23 protein-coding genes are annotated in these 21594 nt (G+C 65.5%); 13 read left to right on the forward strand and 10 right to left on the reverse strand.

The window, feature by feature from the left end; genetic code table 11:
* Positions 1-131: 131 nt before the first annotated feature.
* Positions 132-3005, forward strand: coding sequence for a TonB-dependent receptor (locus tag JQK15_RS04735; protein WP_214863751.1), 2874 nt, complete (start codon positions 132-134; stop codon positions 3003-3005).
* Between the two features lie 41 nt (positions 3006-3046).
* Here the strand turns inward: JQK15_RS04735 and JQK15_RS04740 are convergent, their stop codons facing one another.
* Positions 3047-5644, reverse strand: coding sequence for an EAL domain-containing protein (locus tag JQK15_RS04740; protein ID WP_214863752.1), 2598 nt, complete (start codon positions 5642-5644; stop codon positions 3047-3049).
* A gap of 90 nt (positions 5645-5734) precedes the next feature.
* A complete protein-coding gene (gene dnaN / locus JQK15_RS04745) occupies positions 5735-6847 on the reverse strand; it encodes a DNA polymerase III subunit beta (RefSeq protein WP_004209883.1) in 1113 nt (370 codons plus the stop codon).
* A gap of 171 nt (positions 6848-7018) precedes the next feature.
* On the opposite strand from dnaN, the gene JQK15_RS04750 reads away from it, so the two are divergent.
* The 3 genes from JQK15_RS04750 (at position 7019) to JQK15_RS04760 (ending at position 9336) form a co-directional block, all read left to right on the forward strand.
* A complete protein-coding gene (locus JQK15_RS04750) occupies positions 7019-7522 on the forward strand; it encodes a hypothetical protein (RefSeq protein ID WP_214863998.1) in 504 nt (167 codons plus the stop codon).
* A 48-nt stretch (positions 7523-7570) separates the two neighbouring features.
* Complete coding sequence (gene rlmN, locus JQK15_RS04755) at positions 7571-8830, forward strand: dual-specificity RNA methyltransferase RlmN (RefSeq protein ID WP_214863756.1); 1260 nt, start codon at positions 7571-7573, stop codon at positions 8828-8830.
* Positions 8831-8913: 83 nt separating this feature from the next.
* On the forward strand, positions 8914-9336 hold the full coding sequence (locus JQK15_RS04760; RefSeq protein WP_214863758.1) for a hypothetical protein: 423 nt from the start codon (positions 8914-8916) through the stop codon (positions 9334-9336).
* Between the two features lie 52 nt (positions 9337-9388).
* Here JQK15_RS04760 and JQK15_RS04765 read toward each other — a convergent pair whose 3' ends face one another.
* Together JQK15_RS04765 and JQK15_RS04770 are read right to left on the reverse strand one after the other, a co-directional pair.
* A complete protein-coding gene (locus JQK15_RS04765; protein WP_004209879.1) occupies positions 9389-9898 on the reverse strand; it encodes an outer membrane protein in 510 nt (169 codons plus the stop codon).
* A 326-nt stretch (positions 9899-10224) separates the two neighbouring features.
* On the reverse strand, positions 10225-10785 hold the full coding sequence (locus tag JQK15_RS04770; protein ID WP_214863761.1) for an outer membrane protein: 561 nt from the start codon (positions 10783-10785) through the stop codon (positions 10225-10227).
* A gap of 290 nt (positions 10786-11075) precedes the next feature.
* Here JQK15_RS04770 and JQK15_RS04775 point away from each other — a divergent pair, with 290 nt between their 5' ends.
* The 7 genes from JQK15_RS04775 (at position 11076) to JQK15_RS04805 (ending at position 15920) form a co-directional block, all read left to right on the forward strand.
* On the forward strand, positions 11076-11765 hold the full coding sequence (locus JQK15_RS04775) for a cytochrome b/b6 domain-containing protein (protein WP_251007541.1): 690 nt from the start codon (positions 11076-11078) through the stop codon (positions 11763-11765).
* Positions 11762-12508: a molybdopterin-binding protein gene (locus tag JQK15_RS04780; RefSeq protein WP_214863765.1), complete on the forward strand. Its 747-nt coding sequence runs from the start codon at positions 11762-11764 to the stop codon at positions 12506-12508. Before JQK15_RS04775 ends, JQK15_RS04780 begins: the two co-directional genes overlap by 4 nt.
* 32 nt (positions 12509-12540) lie before the next feature.
* The gene (locus JQK15_RS04785; protein ID WP_004209872.1) at positions 12541-13782 is read left to right on the forward strand and encodes an SAM-dependent methyltransferase; all 1242 of its coding nucleotides are present in this window, start codon (positions 12541-12543) and stop codon (positions 13780-13782) included.
* 163 nt (positions 13783-13945) lie between these two features.
* Entirely contained in the window at positions 13946-14254 is a 309-nt protein-coding gene (locus JQK15_RS04790; RefSeq protein ID WP_010336501.1) for a hypothetical protein, read from the forward strand.
* A gap of 73 nt (positions 14255-14327) precedes the next feature.
* Positions 14328-14750, forward strand: a complete 423-nt coding sequence (locus JQK15_RS04795) for a DUF350 domain-containing protein (RefSeq protein WP_004209870.1) — start codon at positions 14328-14330, stop codon at positions 14748-14750.
* A gap of 4 nt (positions 14751-14754) precedes the next feature.
* Positions 14755-15585: a S1 family peptidase gene (locus JQK15_RS04800; RefSeq protein WP_004209868.1), complete on the forward strand. Its 831-nt coding sequence runs from the start codon at positions 14755-14757 to the stop codon at positions 15583-15585.
* Positions 15586-15641: 56 nt separating this feature from the next.
* Positions 15642-15920, forward strand: a complete 279-nt coding sequence (locus JQK15_RS04805; RefSeq protein ID WP_017499161.1) for a DUF3297 family protein — start codon at positions 15642-15644, stop codon at positions 15918-15920.
* 38 nt (positions 15921-15958) lie between these two features.
* Here the strand turns inward: JQK15_RS04805 and JQK15_RS04810 are convergent, their stop codons facing one another.
* The 4 genes from JQK15_RS04810 to JQK15_RS04825 all read right to left on the reverse strand — a co-directional run bounded on the left by JQK15_RS04810 (position 15959) and on the right by JQK15_RS04825 (position 19056).
* Positions 15959-16714 (reverse strand): CHAP domain-containing protein, encoded by a 756-nt coding sequence (locus tag JQK15_RS04810; RefSeq protein ID WP_214863767.1) that lies wholly within the window; start codon positions 16712-16714, stop codon positions 15959-15961.
* 80 nt (positions 16715-16794) lie between these two features.
* The gene (locus tag JQK15_RS04815) at positions 16795-17328 is read right to left on the reverse strand and encodes a CHAP domain-containing protein (RefSeq protein WP_004209865.1); all 534 of its coding nucleotides are present in this window, start codon (positions 17326-17328) and stop codon (positions 16795-16797) included.
* A gap of 107 nt (positions 17329-17435) precedes the next feature.
* Positions 17436-18509 carry a DNA replication/repair protein RecF gene (recF, locus tag JQK15_RS04820; RefSeq protein WP_169862739.1) on the reverse strand — a complete coding sequence of 358 codons (1074 nt, stop codon included), beginning with the start codon at positions 18507-18509 and terminating at the stop codon, positions 17436-17438.
* A 40-nt stretch (positions 18510-18549) separates the two neighbouring features.
* The gene (locus tag JQK15_RS04825) at positions 18550-19056 is read right to left on the reverse strand and encodes a hypothetical protein (RefSeq protein ID WP_251007542.1); all 507 of its coding nucleotides are present in this window, start codon (positions 19054-19056) and stop codon (positions 18550-18552) included.
* Positions 19057-19157: 101 nt separating this feature from the next.
* On the opposite strand from JQK15_RS04825, the gene JQK15_RS04830 reads away from it, so the two are divergent.
* Positions 19158-19550, forward strand: a complete 393-nt coding sequence (locus JQK15_RS04830) for a VOC family protein (RefSeq protein ID WP_004209861.1) — start codon at positions 19158-19160, stop codon at positions 19548-19550.
* 21 nt (positions 19551-19571) lie between these two features.
* A complete protein-coding gene (locus JQK15_RS04835; RefSeq protein ID WP_004209859.1) occupies positions 19572-20105 on the forward strand; it encodes a peroxiredoxin in 534 nt (177 codons plus the stop codon).
* Positions 20106-20129: 24 nt separating this feature from the next.
* On the opposite strand, the gene JQK15_RS04840 is transcribed toward JQK15_RS04835, so the two are convergent.
* Together JQK15_RS04840 and JQK15_RS04845 are read right to left on the reverse strand one after the other, a co-directional pair.
* Positions 20130-21041, reverse strand: a complete 912-nt coding sequence (locus tag JQK15_RS04840; RefSeq protein WP_214863771.1) for a dienelactone hydrolase family protein — start codon at positions 21039-21041, stop codon at positions 20130-20132.
* A gap of 239 nt (positions 21042-21280) precedes the next feature.
* Positions 21281-21454 carry a hypothetical protein gene (locus JQK15_RS04845; RefSeq protein ID WP_214863774.1) on the reverse strand — a complete coding sequence of 58 codons (174 nt, stop codon included), beginning with the start codon at positions 21452-21454 and terminating at the stop codon, positions 21281-21283.
* Positions 21455-21594: the final 140 nt, after the last annotated feature.

The following is a 21594-nucleotide window of genomic DNA, read 5'->3' on the forward strand; positions in this document are numbered from 1 at the left end:
AACACGCATTTGTTGCACCATGTGACGCGCCGTTACACTTTGCGACAAAACTGTCTTTGCCTTGCCAGATTTTTGCGACAAGTGCGGCCTAAACGAGATCCTGTCAGGGTCCAGATTAGGGGTAAATTTCCGTGCGCCAGACGACGTCGCTGCTGCTGTTTTCACTGATGCTGGGCGCGGCACCCGGCGCGCTGATGGCGCAGGAGGTCGAGCAGAAAGGGCCGCCGGCCCAGATGGACGAGGGCGACGAGATCGTCGTCACCGGCGCGGTCCAGCGCGGCGCGGTGCCCGGCGACATCAAGCCCGAACAGCAATTGTCGCCCGCCGATGTCCGGGCGCTGGGCGTCACGTCGATTTCCGAAATCATCACCGAATTGTCGCCACAGACCAATGGCACGCCGGTCATCCTGCTGAACGGCAAGCGCATTTCCAGTTTCTCGGAAATTTCCGACCTGCCATCCGAAGCGGTGTCGCGGGTCGACATCCTGCCCGAGGAAGTGGCCCTGTCCTATGGCTATGCGCCGACGCAGAAGGTGGTGAACATCGTCCTGCGCCAGCGCTTCCGCGCGACCACGGTCGACCTGCGCGGTGGCACGACCACCGATGGCGGACGCGAAAATGGCCAGGGCGAAGTCGGCGTGCTGCGCATCCGGGGCGACAATCGGCTGACGCTCAACGTCAAATATAGCCGGGCCGACGATCTGCTGGAGAGCGAGCGCGGCATCAATGCCGCAGCGCCCAGCATGCCCTATTCGCTGGCCGGCAATATCACCGCGATCGACCGCGGAGCAGAGATCGACCCGGCCCTGTCGGCCGCCGCCGGCCAGACCGTGACGGTCGCCAGCGTGCCCGGCAGTGCCGCCAACGGCGCCCCCGGCCTCAATGATTTCGTTGCCGGCGCGAACCAGACCAGCGTCAGCAATCTCAGCAAATATCGCACGCTCAGCCCCGCGACCGAGAATTTCTCGGCCAACGCGACCCTGACGCGCGCGCTGGGCGGCGTATCGGCGACGATCAACGGCCGGCTGGAACTGTCCGACAATGATTCGCTGCGGGGCCTGTCGGCCGCAGCCCTCACCCTGCCCGGCGGCAATCCCTTCTCCGCCTTTGGCGACGATGTCCGCCTCTATCGCTATCTGGAGCAGGCCGGCGCGCTGGGGCAGAAGATCCGCGGCACCACCGGGCACATCGGCGTCACGCTGAACGGCCGGCTGGGCGGCACATGGCAATGGTCCTTCACCGGCAATGGCGACATTTCCGACACCCGCACCCGCACCGATCGCGGCGTCGACACGGGCGGCATCCAGGCCGCGCTCGATGCCGGATCGGCCAACGTCAATCCCTATGGCGCCTTCACCGCCGACCTGCTGCAATCGCGCCTGACCGACCGCGCCCGGTCGCAATCGCGCGCGATCGGCGGCGACCTGCTGGTCAGCGGATCGCTGCTGACCCTGCCGGCCGGCAATGTCATGACGTCGGTGCGGGTCGGTGGATCGGCCAATGGCTTTGAAAGCCATTCGGTGCGGTCGGGCGTGGAACGCGGCCTCGACTATAATCGCGAGATTGCGAGCGGACAGGTCAGTTTCGACATACCGCTGACCAGCCGGTCCAAGGGGTTCCTGGGCGCGATCGGCGATGTCGGCGTCAACATGAACGCCGGGGCGCAGCATCTGTCGGACTTCGGCACGCTGTCGACGCTGGGCTATGGCCTGCGCTGGCGGCCGGTGCCGGCGGTGCAGTTGCTGGTGTCGGCCAATCAGGACAAGTCGGCGCCGACCGGCACGCAGATCAACGATCCGGTGATTTCGACGCCCAACGTGTCGGTGTTCGACTATGCCACCGGCCAGACCGTGTTCGTCACACAATTTTCCGGCGGCAACCCGGACCTGCGATCCAGCACGCGGGATCAGTTCCGCATCAACGCCCGGATCAAGCCGTTCGAGAAGCCGAACCTGACGCTGACGGCCACCTATCTCAACAGCCGGACCAGCAACCCCATTTCCGCCTTCCCGACGCCGACCCCGGCGATCGAGAATGCCTTCCCGCAGCGTTTCATGCGCGACGAGGATGGCCAGTTGCTGAGCATCGACGGGCGGCCGATCAACTATCTGCGTTCGCAAAGCGAACAACTGCGCTGGGGCTTCGACCTGTCCATCTCATTGAAGTCGCACATCCAGAAGGTGATCGAGGCGTGGCGCGCGGCCGGCGCCAAGCCCGAGGATCGGCCCAAGGAATTGCAGGACATGCGCGCCGCCTTCGGCAATCGTGGCCCGCGCGACGGCGCGGAGGGCAATCGCGAGGGCGGTCCGCCACGCGGCGAGAGCAATGACGGCGCGCCCCGCGGCGACGGCGACAACAACCAGCGCGGCAATGATGGCCCCGGTGGCCAGAATGGCGGCCAGGGTGGCGACAATGCGCAGGGCGGTGGCGATGGTCCGCGCGGGCCGGGTGGCCCCGGTGGTCCGGGTGGCGGCTTTGGTGGGCCGGGCGGTTTCCGTGGCCCCGGCGCCGGCCAGGCCGGCGGGCGGCTGACCTTCAGCCTCTATCATACCTGGCACCTGACCGAGAGCATCCTGATCGCGCCGGGCGTGCCCGAACTCAACCTGCTCGACGGCGACGCGGTCGGCTCCTCGGGCGGGCAGCCGCGCCACGAGCTGAAGGCGCGGGTCGGCTATGTGAACAATGGCATTGGCGGCCGGCTGGGCGTCGACTGGGAAAGCGGCACGCATGTCGATGGCGCCTTGGGCGGCAGTTCGCGGCTGGACTTTGCCAGCCTGGCAACCGCCAATCTGCGGCTGTTCGCCAATTTCGGCCAGATGCCCAGCCTGGTGAAGGCCCATCCCTTCCTGCGCGGCGCGCGCGTGTCGATCGGCATCGACAATATCTTCAACACCCGCCGCGACGTCACCGACGCGACCGGAGCAACCCCGGTCCGCTATCAGCCGGGCTATCTCGACCCGCTCGGCCGGACCGTGTCGATCAGCTTCCGCAAGCTGTTCTTCTGAAAGGTCGGCCGGCTGGGTAGTGCCCGGCCGGCCCTCCCCCCTTATCCGGCCATCGCCTTGGGCTGACTACGGAGCAGGGCAAGATCAATCGGGGCGGCAAATTCCACCCCCATGCGGTCCTCGCGCGACCAGCGGGTGGTCGCATCGACGCTCTGCCCCTCCGACAGGTCGATCGCGAACTGCGTGCCTTCCGGCACGTTCCACAGCCCCTCGATCATCGCACCGGTGGCGGAGATGTTGCGGATGCGGCCATTATAGACATGGCCGTCATGATGGACGGCGACCGTGCGCAGCATCGCCTTGCGCTCGGGCCGGCTCGACTGGAAGCCTTCGGACCGGGCGGAGACGCCATTGGCGCGCTGGCCTTCCAGCACCTGCGCGGCGGGCATCGGCCGGCCATAGATATAGCCCTGGATATGGCTGCACCCCAGTTGCCGGATCAGGTCCAGCTCGTCGCGGGTCTCGGCCCCTTCCGCGGTCGTATCCATGCCCAGCGCCTCGGCCAGGCTGACGATCGCCTTGATGATCGCGCTGTTGCGGCTGCCCCGGATCGCGGCGCCGCGCACGAAGCTCTGGTCGATCTTGATCTTGTCGAACGGCGCCTTCTTCAGATAGCCGAGCGACGAATAGCCGGTGCCGAAATCGTCGAGCGCCAGCCGCACGCCCAGCCCCTTGAGCCGGGTGAACATGGCGTCGGTGCCGTCATTGTCGTTCAGGAACACGCTTTCGGTGATTTCCAGCTCCAGCCGTTCGGGCGCCAGTTGCGCGCTGGCCAGGGCCTGCATCACGGTGGTCGGGAAACCGGGATTGGCGAACTGCATCGCCGAGACATTGACCGCAACGCGGATGCCCGCGTCCCACTGGGCCGCGTCCCGACAGGCGGTGCGCATGACCCATTCGCCGATCGGCGCGATCAGGCCGCTATCCTCCGCAATGGGGACGAACAATGCGGGCGAGATGGCGCCGCGCACCGGATGATCCCAGCGCAGCAGCGCCTCATAGCCGGTGATGCGCTCGGTCGTCGAACTGACGATCGGCTGATAGACGAGGTGCAGGCCGTCCGCCGTCAGCGCATGGCGCAGATCCTGTTCGAGCTGGCGGCGATCCTCCGCATCGGCATGCATGTCGGCCGAATAGAAGCGATAGACGCCGCGCCCATCGCCCTTCGCCTTGTAGAGGGCGAGGTCGGCATTGCGGATCAGGGCATCGGCGGTGACGCCGTCTTCGGGGCAGAAGGAAATGCCGATCGACACGCCGATGACCACGCCCGTGCCCTCGATCGAATAGGGTTGCGACAGGGCGCTGATGATCGCCTGAGCCAGCAGGCCGAGCCGGTTGCGGTCATGGCGGCCATGCACCAGCACCTTGAACTCGTCGCCGCCCTGGCGCCCGACCAGCCCCTGATTGCCGACCACGCGCTGGAGCCGCTGGCTGACCTGGCGCAGCAGCGCATCGCCGGCCGGATGGCCAAGCGTGTCGTTGACGCTCTTGAACCGGTCGAGATCGAGCATCATCAGCGCGCATTCGCCCTGCTTGCCCCGCGAGCCGAGCACTGCCTGCTCCAGCGCCTGCAGCATCTGCACCCGGTTGGCGAGGCCGGTCAGCGAATCATATTGGGCCAGGCGCGTTACTTCCGCCTGGCTGCGCCGCATTTCGGTCAGGTCGGTGCCCGATCCGCGGAAACCGTGGAACTGGCCATATTCGTTGAACACCGGTTCGCCCGAGATCGACCACCAGCGTTCCTCGCGGGCGATCGCAGCCCGCACCGCAATGTCGGCAAAGCCGGTCCGGGCGGAGAGGTGGAAGCCCAGCGTCCGCTCGCCATCGCCCTGTTGCCGGTCACCCTGCTGGATGATGTCGGTCAGCGACCGGCCGATCAGGCTGCCCGCTTCCACGCCCAGCGGTTCGGCCAGGGTGGCGGAGATATAGGTGATGTGGCCGTGGCGATCGGTTTCCCAGAACCAGCCGCGGCCGGACTGTTCATATTCCTCCAGCAACCGGTCGGAACGCTGCGCCTTGAGATCCTGCCGATGCTGTTCGATCGCGCGTTCGCGATCCGCCGCCGCCTGACGCAGGGTGGCGATCGCCATTACCGCCAGGCAGCTGGCCAGTAGCCCCAGATGCACCATGCCCGCATGGGCGATGCCGGCCACCAGCAGCGCCCCCATGAAATAGCAGAGCCCCAGCAGGCGTCGATCGCCGACGATGCAGACCGCCAGCAGCGCGATCGCCATTTCCGGCACGGCGGACGGCATCGCCACGCCATTGCCCTGCGCCAGCCACAGGCTGAAGATCAGTCCCGAACAGAAGAGTGCGGGCAGCATCAGCCAGTTCTGGACATGGGGTCGCAAATTGCGGAACAGCGCCCAGCGCGGCACCAGCATCAGCAGGCCGTCGATCAGCACCACGCCGCACAGCAGGGCGCCATGTTCCGGCCGGGTGAAGGAAAGCATGCCGAGCAGCGCCGCAACGCACAGCTTGGCCAGCAGCATCAGCGGCCACAGGGCGGCGACATGGGTGAAGCTGCGCGACAGCCAGTTGGCGGCGACTTCCGTGCCGCTTTCGGCCAGACCCAGCGAAACCAGCAGGCTCGCGGTCCTGGCCGGCGCATCAGTATCTGTTTTGCGGACAATAGCCATGCCGATCGTCTAACCGACAAAGCTTGAGAAGCGATTACCCGCCGGGTCCGGGAGATTCCCTGATATTCAGCGATCTCCCGGCAAGACCGGTCAGACGCGCATCGGCATCAGAACGTAAAGCGCCGGGCTGCGATCATTTTCGCGGATCAGCGTCGGCGCGGCCGCATCGGCCAGGTGCAGTTCGACGATGTCGGTGTCGATCTGGCCAAGGATGTCGAGCAGATAACGGGCGTTGAAGCCGATATCGAAGCCTTCGCCCTGGAACGCGCCGGGCACTTCTTCGGCCGCCGTGCCATTTTCCGGGCTGGTGACCGACAGGGTGATCTTGTCCTTGTCGAGGCTCATCTTGACCGCGCGGGTCTTTTCGGTGGCGATGGTCGCAACGCGGTCCACGCCTTCCTCGAAGCTGCGCGGATCGATCTTGAGCAGCTTGTCGTTCGCGGTCGGAATGACGCGGCTATAATCGGGGAAGGTGCCGTCGATCAGCTTGCTGGTCAGGATCGCGCTGCCCAGGCCAAAGCGGATCTTGCTGGCCGACAGGCTGACCTGCACCGAACCCTCGACCTCGTCGAGAAGCTTGCGCAGTTCGGCGATGCACTTGCGGGGGATGATGATGCCCGGCATGCCGTCGGCGCCGTCGGGACGCGGCACGGTGACGCGGGCCAGACGATGACCGTCGGTCGCGGCGGCCTTGAGCACCGGCGAACCTTCGTCCGAGACGTGGAAATAGATGCCGTTCAGATAATAGCGCGTCTCTTCGGTCGAGATGGCGAAGCGCGTCTTGTCGATGATCTGCTTGAGCGTTTCGGCCGGCAGTTCGAAGCTGGTCGGCAGGTCGCCCTCGGCAATCACCGGGAAGTCGTCACGCGGCAGGGTCGACAGGTTGAAGCGGGCGCGGCCGGCCTGGATCAGCATCTTGCCGTCGGCCGCCTGCAGCGACACCTGGCTGCCTTCGGGCAGCTTGCGGGCGATGTCGAACAGCGTGTGGGCGGAAATGGTGGTGGCGCCGGCCTGTTCGACCTGGGCCGACACGCTTTCCACGACCTGCAGGTCGAGATCGGTCGCCATCAGCTTGATCGCGCCATCCGCCGATGCCTCGATCAGCACGTTGGACAGGATCGGAATCGTGTTGCGCCGCTCGACCACCGACTGGACGTGGCTGAGGCTCTTGAGGAGCGTTGCGCGTTCGATGGTGGCCTTCATGTCCCTGTTCTGTCCGTTCTTTTTGCGTCGATGGCGAGGATTCGGTCGAATCCCGGCGGCAATGATGGATGGTCCTTCATAACCGCTATGTCGGCGGCGGCAAGCACCTCGACGCGCTTTCGAAACGAAGCCGGGCTTGCAAATGACGATGGCTTGCGCTTTGCCCGGACCATGCGCCGCCTGCCCGCCCTGCTGATCCCGCTCGTCATCCTCGCCAGTCCGGCCATGGCGCGCGATTCGCTCGGCATTTTCGAAAGCTGGGGCGCGTTTCGCGATCCCGGCGCCGGCCAGAACGGCCCGCGCTGCTACGCCATCGCCATGCCGGTGCCGCGCCGCGCGGGCGATGCGCCCAAGGGTTTTGCCGCCGTCGGCACCTGGCCGCGCCAGCATGTCCGCGGCCAGGTCCATTTCCGCCTCAGCCACCCGCGCGCCGCCAATGCGCGGGTCTCGCTCAGCGTCGGCGACCGCCGTTTCGCGCTGGTTGCGGGCCAGGCCGATGCCTGGGCCGCCAATCCGCAGGACGATGCCGCGATCATCGCCGCGATGCGCTCCGCCAGCAGCATGAGCGTGCAATCGACATCGGCCAAGGGCGGCGCCTTTGCCGACAGCTATGCGCTGCGCGGCGCCGCCACGGCGATCGACGCGGCAGCGCTGGGGTGCGCCCGTTTACGCTGATTGCAACGCCACTTTAAAAATCCGGCAAAATCGACTATGTGCGCGGCCATGCATTCCGCCGCCAATCCCATCATGCCGATTCCCGGCCTTATCGACCCTGTGCCCGTGCCCCGCGCGGTGACGCCCCGTGAGGACGGACGCGTCGACATGCTGGGCCTGACCCGCGCCCAGATGAAGGGCGTGCTGGAAGAAGCCGGACTCGACCAGAAGGCCGCCAAGCTGCGGTCCAAGCAGCTGTTCCATTGGCTCTATCATCGCGGCGAAACCGATTTCGAGAAGATGACCGACCTGGCCAAGCCGATGCGGCTGTGGATGGCGGAACGCTTCATCGTCGGCCGGCCGCAGGTGGTGGAAGCGCAGGTGTCGAACGACGGCACCCGCAAATGGCTGCTCCGTTCGGACGATGGCCAGGATTATGAAATGGTCTTCATCCCCGATGCGGATCGCGGCACCTTGTGCGTGTCGAGCCAGGTCGGCTGCACGCTCAATTGCAGCTTCTGCCACACCGGCACGATGCGACTGGTGCGCAACCTGACGCCGGGCGAGATCGTGGGCCAGGTCATGCTGGCACGCGATGCGCTGGGCGAATGGCCCAAGGGCAGCATGGCCAGCGCCAATGACGACGAGACGGACGAGGATTCGCAATATACGGCGGACGGCCGCATGCTGACCAACATCGTGATGATGGGCATGGGCGAGCCGCTCTATAATTTCGATCATGTCCGCGACGCGCTCAAGCTGGTGATGGACGGCGATGGCCTGGCCCTGTCGAAGCGGCGCATCACCCTGTCGACCAGCGGCGTCGTGCCGATGATGGCGCGCGCGGCGGAAGAGATTGGCGTGAACCTGGCGGTCTCGCTCCATGCCGTGACCAAGGAAGTGCGCGACGAGTTGGTGCCGCTCAACCGCAAATATGGCATCGAGGAACTGCTCCAGGCCTGTGCCGACTATCCCAAGGCGAACAATGCCCGGCGCATCACGTTCGAATATGTGATGATCAGGGACAAGAATGACAGCGATGCCGACGCGCATGAACTGGTCCGCCTGATCCGCAAGTACAAGCTGCCGGCCAAGGTCAACCTGATCCCGTTCAACCCCTGGCCGGGCACCGACTATGAATGTTCGAGTCCCGAACGGATTCGCGCGTTCAGCACGATCGTGTTCGAGGGCGGCATCTCCGCGCCGGTGCGCACGCCGCGCGGCCGCGACATCATGGCCGCCTGTGGCCAGCTCAAGTCGGCGAGCGAGAAGAAGAGCAAGGCGGAACTCAAGCGCCTGGCCGAAGAGAAGCAAGCTGCCCTGGGATAATCCGGGGACGACTGGCTGCGCGCATGCCGCGCGACGACAAGCCCCGCCCATACCGGCGGGGCTTTTCTTTTGGGGGAATGAGGATGACCGATGACGAGATCGATATGCTGGGACGCGGTTTTTGCGCCTGCACTTTGCCCAAGGCGCGCTGGACCCACGGCGCCCATTTCGCGACCGCGCTGTGGCTGATCCTGCACCGGCCCGATGTTGACGCCGAAATTGACATGCCCGGCATGATCCGCCGCTACAATGAAAGCATCGGCGGGGTGAACAGCGACACGAGCGGCTATCATGAGACCATCACCCAGGCCTCGCTGCGCATGGCCCGGCAGTTGCTGGCCGGGCTGCCCGCCGATGTGACGCCGGCCGCAGCCTATGCCGCGCTGATGGCGTCGCCGCTGGGCGACAAGGACTGGCCCTTCACCTACTGGACGCGCGAGACGCTGATGAGCCCGGCCGCGCGGCGGACCTGGGTCGCGCCCGATCGGGCGCCGCTGCCGGCATAAAAAAAGGGCGGCCCGAACGGACCGCCCTTCCCCATATTCCGATCGAGAGGGATCAGAAACGGAAGCCGATGCCGACGACGCCAGCGTCACGGCCACCGAAATTGTCTTCATACTCGGTGCGCTGATATTCGGCCGAGATGTAGGTGTTCGGGGTCACCGAATATTCCAGGCCACCGCCGTAACGCACGCCTTCCAGCGAGGTGTGGGCGCCAGCGGCTTCGATGCGGCTCGAAGCGTAGCCGACCTTGCCGAACGCCAGGATCTGCGGGGTCACGACATAGCCGAGACGGACCGAAGCAGCGAGGTCGCGGCTGGCGTCGAAGCCCTGGCCGTCGACGGTCGAGTCACCGAACGACACTTCCGGACCGAAGGTCACGCGGTTGGCAACGGCGAGGTCATAGCCGGCGGTCACGCCGTAGCTGAAACCGTCTTCGCCCTGCGCCTTGTCAAAGCCCATGGTGACGCCAGCGCGCGGACCGGTGAACGGCGCAGCATCCTGAGCGAAAGCGGGGGCCGAAACAGCGGCGGCAGCAGCAATCGCTGCGAAAATCACAGTCTTCATAAAGTCCTCGATATTTATTATGACGCTACGACTTAATTGTTCATCTAGCGTTCAGGTTTGATGCTAGGAAAATATGAAATAGAGTCACACTTCCTCCTGCTTATTCTTCTCCGACACTTCGGAGAGGAACTGCCCCCTCTGCATCATGAGAGCGCAGTGGCCATCTAGGATCGCCAAACTCACTTGCAAAGGGGCAAGGCCTTTATTTCAATCAATTTCAGGGCTTGTGTTGCAAAAGTGTGACAACGCGCCTGCAGCACGACCGACCGCAAAAAGGGGACGGCCCGACAGCCGCCCCCTTCGCGAAAGCCCCGGTTTCCGGGCGATCAGAAGCGCAGGCCGATGCCCGTCACCAACTGGTGGCGCGACACGCCTGCCTCATAATCGGAATAGCGATATTCGCCCTTGAGGAAGAGCTTTTCGGCGATCCGATATTCCAGACCCGCGCCCAGCCGCAGCCCATCGCCATTGTCGCCGCCGCGGATCAGGCCGCCTTCGCCGTCACTGGCTTCATATTCCATCCGGGCATTGCTGTAGCCCGCCTTCACATAGGCGAGTGCCTTGCTGCCGAGCGGCACGCCGATCCGCCCGCCGACATACAGGTCGCGATCGGTCTCGCTCTTGCCGCCGGCGACATGCAGGCGGGCGGTGGAATCGGAAATTTCGCCCTCGATGCCCAGGATCAGGCCGCCCAGGGCAAAGTCATAGCCGGCATTGAGGCCATAGAGCAGGCCGTCGGCCGATTTGACGCCCTTGGCATCGACCACATCATAGCCGGTGATGATTTCGGCATGGGCACCCGTGAAAGGGGCATAATCCTGCGCAAAGGCAGGCGCCGAAACAAAACATAGAACAGCCGAAGCGATAAAAAACGTGATACTCTTCATATTACCCATCCAATATCTGCGTCGAAGCGCCGAAAATCGTGACAGGCGACCTTGTTTATACTCCCGTTTCGTGGAGGAATTTTATCAATTCAAATTTCTGTACGAAAATTCTTTGAAGTCGACTTCATCAGTCCCTTGCAGGGCCAGCCGTTGATCGCAATCGCACGGCGCGCACCATGGCCATTCGACCAACGACAGGCCTGGACATGCGAACGACCGCGATGCGGCTGGATATTTCGACGGAAGACAATAGGGTCATGCCCATGGAGCCGCCTTACGCCCCAGGGGACATGGTCCGCCCCCACCGCCTGATCACCCGGCTGTGGCACTGGCTGAACGCGCTGCTGCTCTATATCCTCTTCACCTCCGGCCTTGGCATCTTCAACGCCCATCCCCGCCTTTATTGGGGGCACTATGGCGCCAATTTCGATCATGCCTGGCTGGAGCTGGACCGGTTCCCCGGCTGGATCACCCTGCCCGCCCTCTATAATCTGGCGCTGTCGCGCCACTGGCACCTGACCGCCGCGCCGATCTTCGCCTTCGCGCTGCTCTTCTACATGATCTGGAGCCTGGCAGGCGGCCATATCGCCCGCGACCTGGCCTTTCGCCGGGGCGAGCTGGCGCCGCGCCATGTCTGGCAGGACATAAGGGATCATGCCCGGCTGCGCTTCCCCACCGGCGCCGCGGCACTGCGCTACAATGTGCTGCAGAAGGCGAGCTATATCGCCGTCCTCTTCATCGCCCTGCCGCTGCTGATCCTGACCGGCCTTACCATGTCGCCCGGCATGAACGCCGCCTGGCCCTGGCTGGTCGACCTGTTCGGCGGACGCCAGTCGGCCCGGTCGATTCATTTCCTGACCGCCTTCGCCCTGGTCGCCTTCTTCCTGGTCCATATGCTGATGGTGCTGCTGGCCGGCCCGGTGAACGAGATAGGATCGATGATCACCGGCCGCTATCGCCTCCCTAAGGACCGGCCATGATCCTGACCCGCCGCACCCTGCTGCTGGGCGCGACCGCGACGCTGGCGGGATACGACCGGATCGCGCGCCAGCCGCTGGCCCGCGACATCCTCTTTTCCGCCGACAATTTTCATCAATGGGCGCAGCGCACAATCATGGCGCGCGACGCACTGGCGCAGGAATTCCGACCGGAGCAGATTTCGCCCTTATTCCGCGCGAACGGCACCGCCAACCCCAACACCCCGGCCTACAAGGCGCTGTGGCGCAGCGGCTTTGCCGACTGGCGGCTGCGCGTCGACGGACTGGTCGCCCGCCCCCTGTCGCTTTCGCTGTCGCAATTGCACGCCCTGCCCCATCGCGAGCAGATCACCCGCCATGATTGTGTCGAGGGATGGAGCGCGATCGGCAAATGGCGCGGCGTGCCATTGAAGCTGCTGCTCGACGGCGCGGGGCTGCGCGATCGCGCGCGCTATATCGTGTTCCACTGCGCCGACGACATGGGCGGTGGCACCGCTTATTATGAGAGTATCGACCTGATCGATGCCTTCCATCCCCAAACCATCCTGGCCTTCGCGCTCAACGACCGGCCGCTGAGCGTCGCCAATGGCGCGCCGCTGCGGCTGCGGGTGGAGCGGCAACTGGGCTATAAGCAGGCCAAATATCTGATGCGGATCGAGGCGGTCGAGAGCCTATTGTCCATCGGTCGGGGCAAGGGCGGTTTTTGGGAAGACCGCGCCAATTATGATTGGTATGCAGGTATTTGACGGCCGCGTAACGAGAAGGACCAGCCTGCTCCATGAAGATTTTCGACCGCGTTCTGAGACGTCTTGTCACCAAGGGTCAGTTGACCGTTTTCTATGCCGATGGCCGTAGCGTTACCGTCGGTTCGCCCGATCCCGACCTGCCCCCGCTGGCGCTGCGCTTCCTCGACAAGCGCGTGCCCCTCGACATCGTCAAGGATCCGCGCCTGGGCATGGCCGAGGCCTATATCGATGGCCGGGTGGCGATCGAGGGCGGCGGCATCATGGAGTTCGTGTCCATGATCCGCCAGAACAACGCCTGGGAAAATGGCAAGTCGATCGACGCCAAGGGGCCGGTGCAGCGCGCGCTGAAGACGGTGCGCCGCAAGCTGTGGAAGGCCAATCATCGCAGCCGGTCCAAGGCCAATGTCGCCCATCATTATGACCTGTCGGGCGCGCTCTACGCCCTCTTCCTCGACCGTGACCGGCAATATAGCTGCGCCTATTTCCCCGATGCGGAGAATGAGGCGGGGATCAGCCTGGAACAGGCGCAGGAAGACAAGAAGGCGCATATCGCCGCCAAGCTCTACCTGAAGCCGGGCATGAAGGTGCTGGACATCGGCTGCGGCTGGGGCGGCATGGCGCTGTACCTGCACAAGCATTTCGGTGTCGACGTCACCGGCATCACCCTGTCGGAAGAGCAGTTGAAGGTTGCGCGCCAGCGGGCGATCGACGCCGGCGTGGCCGACCATGTCCGGTTCGAACTGATCGATTATCGCGACATTGAAGGGCCGTTCGACCGGATCGTGTCGGTCGGCATGTTCGAACATGTCGGCACCGCCGACTATCGCGTCTTCTACAACAAGTGCCGCGACCTGCTGACGCCCGACGGCGTGATGCTGATCCACACCATCGGCCGGGTCGATGGCCCCGGCATCACCGATACCTTCACCACCAAATATATCTTCCCCGGCGGCTATATCCCCGCTTTGTCGGAAATGGTGGCGGGCAGCGAAGGCACGCGGCTGATGATCACCGACGTGGAGGTGCTGCGCATCCATTATGGCCTCACCATCCGCGACTGGTACAAGCGGACCATGGCGCACAAGGCGGATATCGTCGCCCTCTATGACGAGCGCTTCTTCCGCCTGTGGACCTTCTATCTGGCGGGCGCGGCGACCGTGTTCGAACATGGATCGATGGTCAATTTCCAGGTCCAATATGTGCGCGATCGCCGCGCGCTGCCGATCACTCGCGATTATATGATCGAGGCAGAGACGGCGCTGCGCGGACGCTGAAACACCGCCGCGCACCGATGATGCGAGGCAGAATTGCGACCGTCCGGGCGGGCTGAACAAAGCCTGTCAGCCCCGTTCCCGGACGGTTCAGTGACCGCCCCCCATTCTTCTCCCCACGTCCCCGCGCTGCCCCGGCAGCCGGGTCGGACAGAGGAGAAGCAAGATGAAATTCCTGTGGAAAAGCGCCGCGATGCTGGGCCTGGCCATGGCCGGCATCGCCGCCACGAGCGCGCCTGCCCAGGCGCAGCATTATCGCAGCGACGGCTGGCGCGGCGATCGCGATGGCCGCTGGGATGGCCGGCGCCATTGGGACAATCGCCGCTGGGACGACCGCCGTCGCTGGCGCGGCGATCGCCGCTATTATGACGGGCGACGCGGCTATTATCGCTCCGCCTATCGCCAGCGCTGCTGGGACGAATGGCGCTATAATTCCTATCGCGACCGTCGGGTCCGGGTGCGTGTCTGTCGCTGATCCCGCCTGAGCAAATCCATATCGCGGCCCGCCCCGATTGAACCCGAGGGCGGGTTGCGGCATTTCTGTGCCCATGAGCGATCCTACACCCGTCATCCAGAGCCTGTTGTCGGGCCTGCCGATCCTGCTGCTCCACCTCGCCTGCGCCACCCTGGTCTGGGCGGCCGCCATGGCGGTCTATATGTGGATAACCCCGCACGACGAGTTCAAGCTGATCCGAGCCGGCAATGAGGCGGCCGCCATTTCGCTGGGCGGCGCCTCCGTCGGCCTCGCCGTGCCGCTGGCCTTCTGCCTCGCCGGATCGGTCAATGTCTGGGACGTCGTCATCTGGGGCAGCGTCACGCTGGTGCTGCAACTCATCGCCTTTCGCCTGGTCGACCTGTTGCTGGGATCGCTGTCGGGCCGGATCGAGGCGAATGAGCGTTCAGCCGCGATCTTCCTGGCGATGATGAAGGCTGCGGTCGCCTGCCTGACGGCTGCGGCCGTGGCGGGCTGACGCGATGGGGCGTGGGGGCTGTGGCTGCCTGCCCTGGCTGCTGGGCCTGATCCTGCTGCTCGCCTGGCTGGGCGAGATGCAGGCACCGTCCTTGCAGGTCGAACAATATGATCCCCGCTCGCCCCGCCGCCCGCTGCCGCGCGGGGGCGAGGAACAATATATTATCGAGGATCGCCCCGGCGGCCCGGCGGACGCCATGGGCACGGCCTTTGCCGTCGATCGCAGCGGCGTGTGGATGACCGCCGAACATGTCACCCATGGCTGTTCGCGCGTCGGGCTGGAACAGCGCGGCCGCGCGCTGGAAGTGCCGCGCGTCATCGAAAGCCGGGAATCGGATGCCGCGATCATCCCACGCGGCCCCCGCAGCCCCGCCGCCCTGCCGCTGCGCAGCGGCGCACCCTCGCCCGGCTCCACCGGCTATCATATGGGCTTTCCCGCCGGTGAACCGACATTGGTCCTGTCCGAACTGATCGGCCGGGCCGAAGCCCGGCGCGGCAGCAGCGGCATCGACCAGCCGGTGCTGGTCTGGGCCGAGCGTGGCCGCCTGCCCGAGGGCGACGGCACCCTGTCGGGGATCAGCGGCGGGCCGGTCTTCTCCACCGATGGCCGGGTGGTCGGCATCAACAGCGCATCGACCGACCGGCGCGGCCGCATCCTGACCGTCGCGCCCGACGCGATGATGCGCCTGACCGCCGCCAGCCGTGCCGTTGGCGACCAGCCGGTCGCCTATCCCTTTGCCGGGCTGACCGACGCGCAGGAACGTTTCGCCAACTGGCTGGACGATGGCGTCATCCGCCGCATCTTCTGCGATGTCGATGACGGGCGCGGCGGTTGACGCCTGCGGGCAGGAAAGAGTAGGCGCTGCGCAGCATTTTCAGGGAAATTGAGATCATGAGCGACACGCCCCCCGACCATCTGTCCACCAACCCGCGCAGCCCCCATTTCGACATGGAGGTGCTGCAGCGCGGCATCGGCATCCGTTTCAAGGGCCGCGAGCGCAAGGATGTGGAAGAATATTCGATTTCCGAGGGCTGGATTCGCGTTGCCGCCGGCAAGACCCGCGACCGTCACGGCAACCCGCTGACCATCAAGCTGTCGGGTGAAGTCGAGGCCTGGTTCGAAAATCCGGCCGAAGGCGCCGAGAGCGACAAGGCCGCCGACGCGGAATAAGCAGATAAGGCCGGTCCCCGCTCGATCGTGGGGGCCGGTCAGTTCATCAGGGATTCGCGCTTCACGTCGGCGATGACGTCGCCCAGCGAGCGATCCGACGGGCTGTTGTCCGCATATTCGATGATGAACGGGTCCGCCTCGATACGGGGCGCCGCCTTGCGCCGGGGCGCAGCAGGCTTGGGCGAAACCGCCGCCACCATCGCATGCGTCTGAACCGACGCCACCCGTGTCGCCGCCCTGGGCAGCGGCGCAAGCTCCGCACCGTCCTCACCATCGCCTGTGTCGGCCGCGGCGCTGGCATAGCGAAGGCTGCTGCCCAGCGCCGGATCGGGCGTGAAGGGATGCAGTTTCGCCCTGGTCGGATAGATGAAGCCGAAGGTCGGGTTGATGCGGGCGCCCATCTGCCCGGTCGGGCTGTGCCAGACGCGCACCTGGCTCCAGTCGCCCGCATCCGACACGTCGATCGCCAGCACATCCTCCTCGATCGCGCCGGGCGACGACCAGTTGGCGTGGCGGATCAGCACGCGGCGATCATCCAATATCCGGCTGACCACGGCGACATGGCCCAGGGTCATCGGCCCGACGGGCCGGAAGGCGAGCACCGCCCCCTTTTTGGGGATGCTGCCGCGCTTGTAATGATCCTGTGCCTGGTCCCACCAGGTCAGCGCATCACCATAGATTTCCACGCCCGACACGATGCGCGCATAAGGAACGCACTGCAGCGCCGTGGCGCCCAGCACGGGCGCCGCCGTCAGGCCGGACAGCAAAGCCATCCAGCGGACATATCGAAACATTTAATGCGACCTCTAAGCGTCGAGTATCGCCCCACCGCGATCGACCCTAGAGCCCCATCCGTAAGGATTGGGTTAACGGCTCAGAAAGCACCCTTGGCGCTGTCGGTGCCGGCGGTGGCGCGATCGGCCAGGGCGATCTGGACCGGCTGATCGATTTCCGGCTTGTCGGCATAGATGAAGCCGTTGGTCGGGTTCGAACGCAGGCCAACGTCGCCGATCGGGCCATACCATACGCGCACGTCGGTCCAGTCATTGTTGGGCGACACGTCGATGGCGCGGACATTGCGCTCGACACCGCCACGATAGGACCAGTTGGCGTGGGTCAGCAGCACTTCGCGATCATTGACAATCTTGCTGACCATGGCGACATGGCCGACCGGCATGGCGCGGCTGGACGCGAAGGAGAGGACGGCGCCGACGCGGGGCTCATGACCACGGTCGTAACGACCGGCGGCCTGGTTCCACCAGGTGTTGGCATTGCCGAAAATCTCGATGCCCGAAACTTCGCGGGCGAAGGGCGCGCATTGCAGGACACCGGCGGTGGCGGGAACAGCAGAGAAGGCACCGAGCGCAAGCATGGCTGCTGCGAACAGCGCGCGAAAACCACCGATCATTCCTTGCGACCCCCGACTTGTAGGTAGGTATAATCCCCGATGACCTCCTTAGGGCAGACGCCGTTCGTCTTGAAAACCGCCGAGCGATGAGTCGTTGCTGCGATGCGTCATGCTGCGGAACGAAAAACATGCCCGGCCGTTACATGGAGCCGGGTTGCACCGTTCAACTCGTTGAAAAGACTATCTTCAGTGCCGGTCATCCAGACCTGGCCGCCGGTTTCACGCAATCGGTCGAACAGCGCAGCTCGTCGCGACGGGTCGAGATGCGCCGCCACTTCGTCGAGCAGAAGCACCGGCGGCTGGCCGCGATCGGCCGACACCAGAGCCGCATGGGCCAGCAGGATCGAAAGCAGCAGCGCCTTCTGCTCGCCGGTCGAACAGAGCGCCGCCGCCTGATTCTTGGCGATGTGGATGACATCCAGATCGTGGCGATGCGGCCCCGACAGGGTGCGGCCGGCCGCGGCATCGCGTCGCCGCTCGCGGGCAAGCCGCTGGCCGAGCAGTTCGTCGCTGGCGCCATCCTCCTGCGCGATTCGGATGAGCGGCCGGGCGAAGGGCTCGTCGGGCTGATCCACCAATTGCCGGTTGAGGCGCGCAACCAGATCGGCGCGGGCGGCCGCGAGCGCCGTGCCATGCTCGTCCATCTGCGCCTCCAGCGCGCCGATCCAGGCCGGGTCCGCCCGGCGCAGATCGGTCAGCAGCCGGTTGCGCGCCCGCATCGCCGCTTCATAGCGGGCGCTGTGCGCGGCATGGCCGGGATGGAGCGCCAGGGTGAGGCGATCGAGGAAGCGCCGGCGACCGCCAGGGCTGTCGAGGAACAGCCGGTCCATCGCCGGCGTCAGCCAGACGATCGAGAGATGGTCGGCCAGCGCATTGGCGGACGAGGCGACCCCGCCGATCCGCACCTGCCGCCGGTCGGGCGCATCCGCACTGACGCCAGTGCCCAGCACCACGCCATCCACCTCCGCCGCGATGCCGAAGCTGCCGCCGCCATCCTGCCGCGCCATCGCCCGCAGTGCCGCGCCGCGCAGCCCCCGGCCGGGCGCCAGCATCGATACTGCTTCCAATATATTGGTCTTGCCCGCGCCATTGTCGCCGGTCAGCAGGACGAACGGCTGGTCGGGCACGATCAGCGCGTCCGCATGGTTGCGGAAATCACTCAGGGTGAGGCGGCCGATCATCGCGCCGCTGTAGCGAGGACTGCGCGCCGGGGGAAGCGGTTCAGGCCGCCGGGGTGCAGCGCTTGCGCACGATCGCCGTGCCGTCATTGGTGATGGTAAGCTGCTGCCCATCGGTCGAGGGACGCAGCATCAATGTCCGGGTCCAGCTTTCGCCCTCCCCCGTGAAATTGGCGACGACCGCCAGCCGCCCCTCCCCCTCGCGCGTGACGCGCTGCACCGTGCCGACGCTTTCGTGGAAGATCAGGCTGGCCGCCGTCAGTTCCAGCGCCTGTGCCGCCGCCCGGTCGCCGCAGCGCTCATTGGTCCCGGTCCAGCGCCCCTGCAGCGCGATGGGGATCGCATTGGCGTGGAGCGCGTCGCCCTTGGCCACCGGCAGGTCGGGCGCGGGCTCGACCGGGGTGATGGCATTGGCGCCGGGCGGGACATCGCGCGTGCTGGGCAAGGCCTGGTCCAGGATGTTGGTGACCATGCCGGACTGATTCTGTTCCTTGCTGCCGCAACCGGCGAGCAGCAGCAGCGGAAGGGCGAGGAGGAAATGGTTACGCATGCGATGCCAACCCGGCAGGGCGGCATCGGGTTCCCCCAACCCCCGCGTGACCGGCCATCGCAGCCATGCTATCACCACAGAGACAATCGAGGAGGGATGCCATGCCGGTCCTGGGAATGGGCGGACTTTTCTTTCGTGCGCGTGATCCGCAGGCGCTGTCCGCCTGGTATCGCACCCATCTGGGCGTCGGCGGCGGATGCAGCGCCGATCCCGACATTCCGGCGGTCAACGAATATGTCTGGCAGACGCTGGGCGGGCCGATGGTCTTTTCGCCGTTCAAGCAGGACAGCGACTATTTCGCCGCCGACAAGAGCTTCATGATCAATCTGCGCGTGTCCGATCTCGACGGGCTGCTGGCGGACTTGCGCGCGGCGGACGTTGAGGCCATCACCAAGCCCGAATGGGATCATCCCGATGTCGGGCGTTTTGCCCGCATCCATGATCCCGAGGGCAATGCCATCGAATTGTGGGAACCGCCCACCCCCGCCGCCTGACCGACCCATGGGAGCTAGATTATGAAGAGCGCGAAGATCATCCTGGCCCTGGCGGCCGCAGCCCTGGGCACGCAGGGCAGCATGGCGGCACTGGCGGTCGGCGCCAAGGCGCCGGAATTCACCACCCGCGGCGCGCTGGCCGGCAAGACCTTCACCGTCACCCTGTCGCACCAGTTGAAGCGCGGGCCGGTGGTCCTCTATTTCTTCCCCAAGGCCTTCACGCCGGGCTGTTCGGCCGAGGCGCGCGAGTTCGCCGAGAATATCGACAAGTTCAAGGCGGCCGGCGCCACCGTGATCGGCATGTCGGCCGATCCGGTCGACGATCTGGTCGCCTTCTCCACCAAGGAATGCGCCGGCAAGTTCGCGGTCGCCTCGGCCGGGCCGAACATCGTGTCGGGCTATGATGTCGCGCTCAAGATGCGGCCGGGCATGACCGATCGCACCTCCTATGTGATCGCGCCCAGCGGCCGCATCGCCTTCGTCCATAGCGAGATGAGCTATGCCGGCCATGTGAAGAGCACGCTGGCTGCGGTCGAGGCGATGAAGCAGAAATAAGGCGCAACGGCGAAGGGGGGCCGGTCACCCCTTCACATATTTGTCGAACCAGCCGATCGTTTCGGTCCAGGCGGCCTTCGCCGCCGCCGCATTATAGCTGGGTCGATAATCGGCCATGAAACCATGGTCGGCGCCGGCATGGACCGTGATCGCATCGGGCGGCGACTTGCCCGCCGCCTTGAGCGCGGCGCGCATCGCTTCGACATCGGCCTGGGGGATGCCCTTGTCCAGTTCGCCATATTGGCCGAGCACCGGCGCCTTGAGCTTGGCCACCTCCTCGATCGCCGACAGCGTCTGGAGATCATTCTTCTGCGTCACCAGCCGACCGTAAAAGGCGACCCCAGCGTCGAGCGCGGCACTGTGCGCGGCATAGAGCCAGACCATCCGCCCCCCCCAGCAGAAGCCGGTAATGCCGCGTCGCGCCGCGTCGCCGCCATGGGCGCCGGCAAAGGCATAGGTGGCATCGATGTCGGACAAGACCTGCACGTCCGGTGCCTTGCTGACGATTTCGGCGACAAGCTGCTTGAAGTCGCTGACCTTGGTCGCATCGCCATGGCGGGCGAACAGATCCGGCGCGACGGCGTGATAGCCGGCTTTGGCGAAACGCCGGCACATGTCGCGCACCCATTCATGGACGCCGAAAATCTCATGCACGACGACGATCACCGGCGCCTTCTTCTTGCCCGCCGGCCGGGCGACGAAGCCGGGCATGGCGAAACCGTCGCTGGTCGAGATCGAGACCGCCTCCTCCACCAGCCCGTCGGGCGCGGTCTGGATGGTGCTGGCCGCGACCGGCTGGCAGGCGGCGGCAAAACCGGCGGCAAAGGCGCCCCCGGCCAAGATGTGACGCCGGCTGAGCCCGGTCGAGGCGATCCAGTTGCGATCCTCCGCCAGTCGCTCGACGGGGGACGGCACATCATCGCGATCGGTGGTCATCGGCGCTCTCCTGCTGTGGACGGGCGCAGACTAGCCCAAGCTCACCGCCGCGCAAGCCGACAGGACAGTCTCATGACGCCATCGCCGCATCAGGCGTTCCGATCGATCCAATTTTGGGCGAGACGCAGGAAATATGGCACCTTGTCCGCAGCTTGTGGCGGACTTGATTTCGATCAGCATGATTTTTCGGAACATCGCCGCACCGGCCCAAGTTGAGCGCAGGCGGGTTACGATGCCCGTTAGGAGAGTGTGAGATGGCAAACCAGAACCAGAACCAGAATCCCGGTCAGCAGGGCGGTCAGCCCGGCAAGCCCGACCAGCAGAACCAACAGGATGAACAGCGTCGCCAGCAAGGCGGCGGCCAGCAGGAACGCCGCGACGATCAGGATCGCGAGCAGCGCTGATCCCTCCATGCATCCCATAGCATGAGCTGGGGCCGTCCCGCCGGGGCGGCCCTTTTTTTGGGGCGTCAGACATGCTGAAACGGCGCCCCATGCCTGAACATCGCGCCATCGCGCTTGGCATCGCCATCCCGGCAGGATAGCGCCTGCGC

Origin of the sequence: Sphingobium sp. BHU LFT2, assembly GCF_018604485.1 — a bacterium.
Lineage (GTDB): Bacteria > Pseudomonadota > Alphaproteobacteria > Sphingomonadales > Sphingomonadaceae > Sphingobium > Sphingobium yanoikuyae_A.

Excerpts from the sequence above, each read along its gene's own strand:
- JQK15_RS04740 (WP_214863752.1), bottom strand. The coding sequence starts at position 5,644 with ATGGCTATTGTCCGCAAAACAGATACTGATGCGCCGGCCAGGACCGCG.
- dnaN (WP_004209883.1), bottom strand. The coding sequence starts at position 6,847 with ATGAAGGCCACCATCGAACGCGCAACGCTCCTCAAGAGCCTCAGCCAC.
- JQK15_RS04750 (WP_214863998.1), top strand. The coding sequence starts at position 7,019 with ATGCGCCGCCTGCCCGCCCTGCTGATCCCGCTCGTCATCCTCGCCAGT.
- rlmN (WP_214863756.1), top strand. The coding sequence starts at position 7,571 with ATGCATTCCGCCGCCAATCCCATCATGCCGATTCCCGGCCTTATCGAC.
- JQK15_RS04760 (WP_214863758.1), top strand. The coding sequence starts at position 8,914 with ATGACCGATGACGAGATCGATATGCTGGGACGCGGTTTTTGCGCCTGC.
- JQK15_RS04765 (WP_004209879.1), bottom strand. The coding sequence starts at position 9,898 with ATGAAGACTGTGATTTTCGCAGCGATTGCTGCTGCCGCCGCTGTTTCG.
- JQK15_RS04770 (WP_214863761.1), bottom strand. The coding sequence starts at position 10,785 with ATGAAGAGTATCACGTTTTTTATCGCTTCGGCTGTTCTATGTTTTGTT.
- JQK15_RS04775 (WP_251007541.1), top strand. The coding sequence starts at position 11,076 with ATGGTCCGCCCCCACCGCCTGATCACCCGGCTGTGGCACTGGCTGAAC.
- JQK15_RS04780 (WP_214863765.1), top strand. The coding sequence starts at position 11,762 with ATGATCCTGACCCGCCGCACCCTGCTGCTGGGCGCGACCGCGACGCTG.
- JQK15_RS04785 (WP_004209872.1), top strand. The coding sequence starts at position 12,541 with ATGAAGATTTTCGACCGCGTTCTGAGACGTCTTGTCACCAAGGGTCAG.
- JQK15_RS04790 (WP_010336501.1), top strand. The coding sequence starts at position 13,946 with ATGAAATTCCTGTGGAAAAGCGCCGCGATGCTGGGCCTGGCCATGGCC.
- JQK15_RS04795 (WP_004209870.1), top strand. The coding sequence starts at position 14,328 with ATGAGCGATCCTACACCCGTCATCCAGAGCCTGTTGTCGGGCCTGCCG.
- JQK15_RS04800 (WP_004209868.1), top strand. The coding sequence starts at position 14,755 with ATGGGGCGTGGGGGCTGTGGCTGCCTGCCCTGGCTGCTGGGCCTGATC.
- JQK15_RS04805 (WP_017499161.1), top strand. The coding sequence starts at position 15,642 with ATGAGCGACACGCCCCCCGACCATCTGTCCACCAACCCGCGCAGCCCC.
- JQK15_RS04810 (WP_214863767.1), bottom strand. The coding sequence starts at position 16,714 with ATGTTTCGATATGTCCGCTGGATGGCTTTGCTGTCCGGCCTGACGGCG.
- JQK15_RS04815 (WP_004209865.1), bottom strand. The coding sequence starts at position 17,328 with ATGATCGGTGGTTTTCGCGCGCTGTTCGCAGCAGCCATGCTTGCGCTC.
- recF (WP_169862739.1), bottom strand. The coding sequence starts at position 18,509 with ATGATCGGCCGCCTCACCCTGAGTGATTTCCGCAACCATGCGGACGCG.
- JQK15_RS04825 (WP_251007542.1), bottom strand. The coding sequence starts at position 19,056 with ATGCGTAACCATTTCCTCCTCGCCCTTCCGCTGCTGCTGCTCGCCGGT.
- JQK15_RS04830 (WP_004209861.1), top strand. The coding sequence starts at position 19,158 with ATGCCGGTCCTGGGAATGGGCGGACTTTTCTTTCGTGCGCGTGATCCG.
- JQK15_RS04835 (WP_004209859.1), top strand. The coding sequence starts at position 19,572 with ATGAAGAGCGCGAAGATCATCCTGGCCCTGGCGGCCGCAGCCCTGGGC.
- JQK15_RS04840 (WP_214863771.1), bottom strand. The coding sequence starts at position 21,041 with ATGACCACCGATCGCGATGATGTGCCGTCCCCCGTCGAGCGACTGGCG.
- JQK15_RS04845 (WP_214863774.1), bottom strand. The coding sequence starts at position 21,454 with ATGGAGGGATCAGCGCTGCTCGCGATCCTGATCGTCGCGGCGTTCCTG.